General features: G+C 45.3%; 7 protein-coding genes. 6 read left to right on the plus strand and 1 reads right to left on the minus strand.

Features of this window, described 5'->3' with window-relative positions; translation table 11 throughout:
- Positions 1 to 288, plus strand: a 288-nt coding sequence (locus BCV73_RS35555; RefSeq protein WP_218828226.1) for a hypothetical protein, incomplete at its 5' end; no start/stop codon positions are given.
- Between the two features lie 39 nt (positions 289 to 327).
- Positions 328 to 816, plus strand: a complete 489-nt coding sequence (locus tag BCV73_RS34585) for a hypothetical protein (protein WP_036645502.1) — start codon at positions 328 to 330, stop codon at positions 814 to 816.
- A 61-nt stretch (positions 817 to 877) separates the two neighbouring features.
- On the opposite strand, the gene BCV73_RS34590 is transcribed toward BCV73_RS34585, so the two are convergent.
- Positions 878 to 1,930, minus strand: a complete 1,053-nt coding sequence (locus BCV73_RS34590; RefSeq protein WP_256993095.1) for an RNA-guided endonuclease InsQ/TnpB family protein — start codon at positions 1,928 to 1,930, stop codon at positions 878 to 880.
- A gap of 87 nt (positions 1,931 to 2,017) precedes the next feature.
- Here BCV73_RS34590 and BCV73_RS34595 point away from each other — a divergent pair, with 87 nt between their 5' ends.
- The 4 genes from BCV73_RS34595 to recA all read left to right on the plus strand — a co-directional run.
- Entirely contained in the window at positions 2,018 to 3,517 is a 1,500-nt protein-coding gene (locus BCV73_RS34595) for a type IV secretory system conjugative DNA transfer family protein (RefSeq protein WP_143811923.1), read from the plus strand.
- Between the two features lie 68 nt (positions 3,518 to 3,585).
- The gene (locus tag BCV73_RS34600) at positions 3,586 to 4,404 is read left to right on the plus strand and encodes a S1 RNA-binding domain-containing protein (RefSeq protein WP_232282309.1); all 819 of its coding nucleotides are present in this window, start codon (positions 3,586 to 3,588) and stop codon (positions 4,402 to 4,404) included.
- A gap of 52 nt (positions 4,405 to 4,456) precedes the next feature.
- Entirely contained in the window at positions 4,457 to 5,128 is a 672-nt protein-coding gene (locus tag BCV73_RS34605) for a hypothetical protein (RefSeq protein ID WP_009225503.1), read from the plus strand.
- A gap of 107 nt (positions 5,129 to 5,235) precedes the next feature.
- A partial coding sequence (gene recA, locus BCV73_RS34610; protein ID WP_089550038.1) for a recombinase RecA occupies positions 5,236 to 6,152 on the plus strand: 917 nt, incomplete at its 3' end.

Genomic DNA, 6,152 nt, shown 5'->3' on the forward strand with positions numbered 1-6,152 from the left:
TATGGAGAACTGAAAGAAGTGGGAAATTCCAGCAAATACGGATTTGAATACGGTCTGGTGCAAAAAGAACGGATGGGACCGTGGAAAGACCCCTATGTCATCGAACTCCTAACGATGAACATGATGACTTTGAAACGATGTTTAACCAACTACTCCATAGGAGTAAGCCAGACAGTAGGACGAAGAGTCCTCCTTTTTTGTTATGAGGATGAAGTTGAACACTACAAGCAGGAGTTATCAACCGCAGCACATGTGGATATTGTGGGTATTTCAAAGAATTCCCTTTGAATTCATTTGAACGAAGATTTGAAAGGAAACTTATATGCCATGATCAGATTCGTAAGCTTATTGCTCACTCTTGGCGGGTGGGCTTATTTGTATTGGCGCTTACCGGGTTGGCCGTTATTTATTCCTTGGTCACTTAGCATCGTCGGTTTAATCATCTATTTATACGGCTGGGTGTTAGAACGGGAGAATAAGCTAATTTACTTCTTCACCAGCCTGCTTTGGATTGGGATAGCGTTGTGTCTCAGACTGAAAGAGGAGATTATAGCGACTCTATCCTTTCCGTTTTCGATAACAGGAACGGTGCACACAGCCTTTATAGCAGCACTCATTTTGTCCTCGTTCCTTACATTTACCAATTACAGACTCGAACACAATTTGAAAAACCGTCGAGGCAATGTGAACAAGCAACAACTTGTTCATGTCAAACCTACGGCGGCTGATCGTTGGAAAAGGTTTAAACGTCTATTTATTTCCTCCAAGACAGAGATTCGGCTGAATTTGGGTGAAGAAATACCTATGAAGGATTGAGGTCATAAACCACACGGCTAAAGCCGTGAGCTTGCAGCTAGAATAAATCTGCCGCGTTTGGCTATATGACAGTAGCCCTGCTCGCAATGATACGAGCAGCCACATTGTCGGCTGGAGCAGCGTACCCACAGCATTGACAATGGAATGTATCTCTGGTCGCTCGGTTCTTTTTGTCGATCAGTCCGCATTCCGGACATGTTCGGGATGTGTTGCGCGGATCAACCAAAACCACTGGTACACCAGCCAGTCTAGCCTTGTACTCGATAAACTGGCGAAGCTGATAGAACGCCCAAGAAGAATGTTTCGCACGCTGAGCCTTTTTAACCGTCTTCTCCGTCCGTTCCCGAATACCTTTGAGGTCTTCGAGAGCAATCATAGACCGAGTGCCTTTGGCTTTCTCAACAATCTTCTTGGAAATGCAGTGGTTTATATCGCGTACAAAACGCTGTTCTTTGCGGCGACGCTTTTTAAGCAAGCGTTTAGCAGATTTGGTGCCTTTCGCTTGCAATTTCTTTCGCAAACGACGATGACGAGCGCGAATGCTGTTAACCTTTGAACCAGAAAATACTTCGCTCGTGGAATCAACAGCGATATTCGCAATACCAAGGTCAACGCCAATTACGCCTTCTGGCTCAAACGGTGTTCCGTCCGGCAAATCAACCACAAGGAGGAGATAAAATGATCCGTCTTGTAAAATCAAGTCGGCTTGCCCGCGAACCCTGCGGCCCTGCAATACGCCTTTGTGGTAGGCGCTAATAATCATAGGGACGTCAATGCGTCCTTCAAGTGTAAGTATAGATGCGTACTCCAGCCCTTTGAAGGACAGAATACGCTGGTCATACACGACGGCCCCAAATTCGCGGAAGGCATGGACGGACTTGCGTTCAGTTTTGTAACTTTCTGCAACCTTTCCGATAGAGCGGACAACCAACTGCGCCGACAGACCGAAGCGCTCGCGGACGTCGTAATAACAAAGCTTTTGGATACCAATTTTACCGAACGTTTTGGATTCAAAAGAAACTTTGCTGATGTAGTTACACGCTTCATTGAATCGTTTCATGGTGTCCAATAACTTTCGATGTTGTTCACTATCCGTCAACAGTTTGATCTTCATCGTGCAAAGCAAGGAAATCACCCCCCTTTGCAATCTATTATACCACAATTATTGAATAAATTAATCAATAGAAAGGAAGGTGAGAGCATGATTCAATGGGGAGGCAGTGATATGTTCACGCATATGCTTGTTGTTGGCCCTACCCGCTGTGGAAAGACAGCCACTTTACTCAAGCCAATGATTTATCAGTTGCTGCTTCTGAAGAAGAAGGGGGTTCCACTAGGACTTTCTGTTGTGGAGCCTAAAGGTGATGTTGCGGCAATGGTGGCAGAAATGTGTGATGCAATGGATATGCCCTGTGTCCATGTTGATCCCACCATAACTCATAGCGCGAGGTTTCCTGTGATGAAAGGAGATGAGGACGACGTAGCTGAAGCTACGGTAACCGTCTTAAAGTCGATGTTCGGGAAACAGGAAGCATTCTTCGCTACGGTTCAGGAGCTTGCCGGACGCAATATCACCAAGCTTTTAAAACGTCTTTACTTGGATGATGTTAACCTGGGCGATGTACTCCGAACGATGCGAGATCAACGAATGCTGGAGGATAAGGTACAGGAACTTCGTTTTAAAGAGGGTGAATCCGATCTGGTTCAGTTTTTCCAATCGGAACTGCTTGGGGCACAGAAGGAAAAATATCAGCAGTTTGTTATCGGGCTTCGCGCCCAGCTTGAGAACTTAACGTCTAACCGGCATTTGGAGCCAATCTTGACCGGACAATCCGATTTCGACATGGACAAGCATTTTGCTTCTGGCGGTGTATTAGCTGTAAATACGGCCATGGGTAAATTGCGGAAAGCCGGGGATGCCTTTGGTCAGTTCGTCGTGATGCATTTGCAGAGCGGAACATTCCGCAGGCCGGGCACAGAGCGCACGCGCATCCCTCATTTTATGATCGTGGATGAGTATTCCAGATATATTAATCCCGATGTGGAGTTGTTCTTATCCATTGCAGCGGAGTATCGAACAGCCGGAATATTTGCTATCCAGTCTTTGGGGCAGCTAGAAGTTGAATCTGGCAAGATCAACGCGAAGGCCATGAAGCAATCCATTATGACGAGTTGCCGTAACAAAATCGCTTTTGGCGGGCTATCTTATCAAGATGCTGTTGAATTTAGCCGGGAGTTCGGCAAAAAGCAGATCATCAGCAGACAAAGCACGTTTAAACAGCAATTGTTATTGCCTAATCTATTGCCGGAAAACTATCGTGATACGGAAATAGAAGAGGATCGCATTTTCTATACGCAAATGATGGACGGTTTGCCAAAGTTTCATTACGTGGCGAAGCTGCTGGACGATGGCACACCTTTACCGCCGAAAATAGGCAAAGGTTCATTTATTCCGAGGGACTGGAAAGAACGGCGGGAATGGGAAGTAAAGCGGCAGTGGTGGAAAGGATTTAGTATCGTAATCAAGGGCAAAGGCGCTAAGGCTGTACAGGAAAATTTGGCACTAGATGAGCAGCCTGATGTAGAAACGACTACATCCCGCTTGAAATTTATATCTGAACCTATCGAAAACGAGCCGATTGTAGACGAAGGTGATTTAGATACCGTAACGACAGAAAGAGAAGAAGATCCATTTGAGTAAGTCCCTCAGCGCAAATACGTTGAGGTTTTTTCATATATCAAAAAAACAAATTTCTGGAGGTAATGAACATGAGTGAAGAGTTGAAAAGAGTTTTGATCGAAGGTTATAACGAGGACAAGTTGGAACAAAGCAGCTATGATGAAGGCTGGGCGCAGATTTATAGTGCAAGACAGAATGATCTAGTCTTGCAAGCTGAATTAATTGGCCTTGAACCAAAGCTGAACAAGCTGTGTGGCGTGGTTTTGGTTGGTGGGGTAAGAGGCTATATTCCTCAAGAATTCTCTGGTACAAAGGATGCCCATGAATTTCGGCGGTTACTTGGAGAACCCGTTGCCTTTAAGATCTTGAGCTATGATCGTGAAGGAGATACCTTCATCGCATCCCGTCAAGCAGCCCTGGAACATATGGAAGGTTTGACGTGGAAATGGCTGGAGCAAGATGCGGTAATCACAGCGGTAGTTCGTAATGTTACGCCCAAGGTATTGATGCTAGATATTGGCGGTATTACAACGGAGTTGCCGGTTCAGGAATATGGTTATGGATGGGTAGATGATCTTCGTGAAGAAATAAGTGCTGGGGATCACCTCAAAGTAAAGGTGGTAGAACTGGATAAAGAAAATAAAATCGTGAAGGTTAGCAAGAAGGCAACAGAGAAAAGTCCATGGCCGGATTGCGCAAAACGTTATGTATCCAAAGGAACATACAAAGGTAAGGTCTCCGGTGTAATGGAATATGGCATCTTTGTTAATCTTGAGCGCGGAGTCGATGCTCTGGTTCCGCATATCCGGTTCGGAAAAGTGAAGCGGGGCGACACGGTTTATATTCGGGTCCGCGGAGTTGACCCTAAGCAAGAACGGATTTATGGGCGGATTATTCCCAAAAAGTGAAAGGGGCGATTCTCGCCTCTTTCCTTACTTCAGTTTTAGAAAGGAGCTTTGTATGAAAACATCACCCTTCTCTATTACGCATGAATGGACGTTTAAACCTGCTTCATTTCCGGAAGAGCTTGAACCGGGATATGCTCCATTACGAGCGGCTACCGAAGCAGATGGACTCAGATCGCTTGGTTTGATCGGCTGTATGGGAAGTGTTCAGATGGGGCGTCTATTCCAGTGGAAACGACATCAAGTCCGGCGCATGTTAGCTGAGAAGAAGCTGATTCAGCACCTACTTCTCAAGAACAAGAACACGATACCCGTCTATACGATTGGCCCGCGAGCTGCGCAATTACTCAACTTGGAATGGTCACATGAGTTCTGGAGAACATGGACAATGGAACAGATTTTGTCCCATTTAGTGTTTTTTCAGTTTTGCTGTGCCATGCGGGATAAACAAAAAGCGTTTCAAATTCATGCCGCTCCTTATCCCTTTACGGGGAGAGTTGAGATTGGATCTGAATCCAGAAATGTATTGGTGATCCGTGGTGATACCAGTCACTTGCATGCATCATTACGGCACTCGTCGTATCCCATTATCGCAATATCAGAATCTCTTGAAGCAGTTATGCCGTTGAATGAACTTTTGAAGGAAGCGAAGTTACTACTGGACGCTGACCTGAAACAAGAATATCGTTTCTACAGGCAGATCAAGGGAGAATGGGTAATTAAGTAAATGTCTTGGGAAAAATCTCCTTTCCTATTGAAATACGAACATATGTGTGGTAAATTGTTCCTATAAAAAGGAACATACATTCGTATTATAGGGAGGAGTTTTGGACTATGGACAACCAAGAAAACAGACAAGCGGCACTAGAAAAGGCTTTGAAGGAAATTGAGAAGTCTTATGGGAAAGGGGCTGTCATGAAATTAGGGGAGGCAGCTCATGTCCAAGTTGAAACCGTTTCGAGCGGCAATCTTGCTCTTGATATAGCTTTAGGTGTAGGAGGTTTTCCAAGAGGACGAATTATTGAGGTTTATGGTCCAGAATCCTCCGGTAAAACAACAGTGGCACTACACGCGATTGCTGAAGTACAGAAGTTAGGAGGACAAGCTGCTTTCATTGACGCCGAACATGCACTTGATCCACTTTACGCGAAGAATATAGGCGTTAACATTGATGAATTACTGTTGTCCCAGCCCGATACCGGTGAACAGGCGCTTGAAATTGCAGATGCGCTGGTGAGAACAGGAGCGGTAGATATTATCGTAATTGACTCTGTAGCGGCCCTTGTTCCTAAAGCAGAGATCGAGGGAGAGATGGGGGATTCTCATGTAGGACTTCAAGCCCGACTCATGTCTCAAGCGATGCGAAAATTATCCGGTTCGCTTAGCAAATCCAAGACGATAGCTATCTTTATTAATCAACTCCGGGAGAAAGTCGGTGTATCGTTTGGAAGTCCGGAAGTAACTCCTGGGGGCCGTGCATTGAAATTCTATTCATCGGTTCGTCTTGATGTACGTCGTATGGAGACGATCAAATTAGGTAATGAGATGGTGGGAAGCCGGACACGTATTAAGGTCGTTAAGAATAAGGTTGCACCACCGTTTAAGCAGGTTGAGGTTGATATGATGTATGGTGAAGGCATTTCGAAAGAAGCAACCCTTCTTGATCTCGGAGTTGAACTGAATGTAGTTGAAAAATCAGGTTCGTGGTTTTCTTATGCCGGTGATCGTTTAGGGCAAGGCAGGGAGAATGC

Source organism: Paenibacillus sp. SSG-1 (assembly GCF_002224835.1).
GTDB lineage: Bacteria > Bacillota > Bacilli > Paenibacillales > Paenibacillaceae > Paenibacillus_AQ > Paenibacillus_AQ favisporus.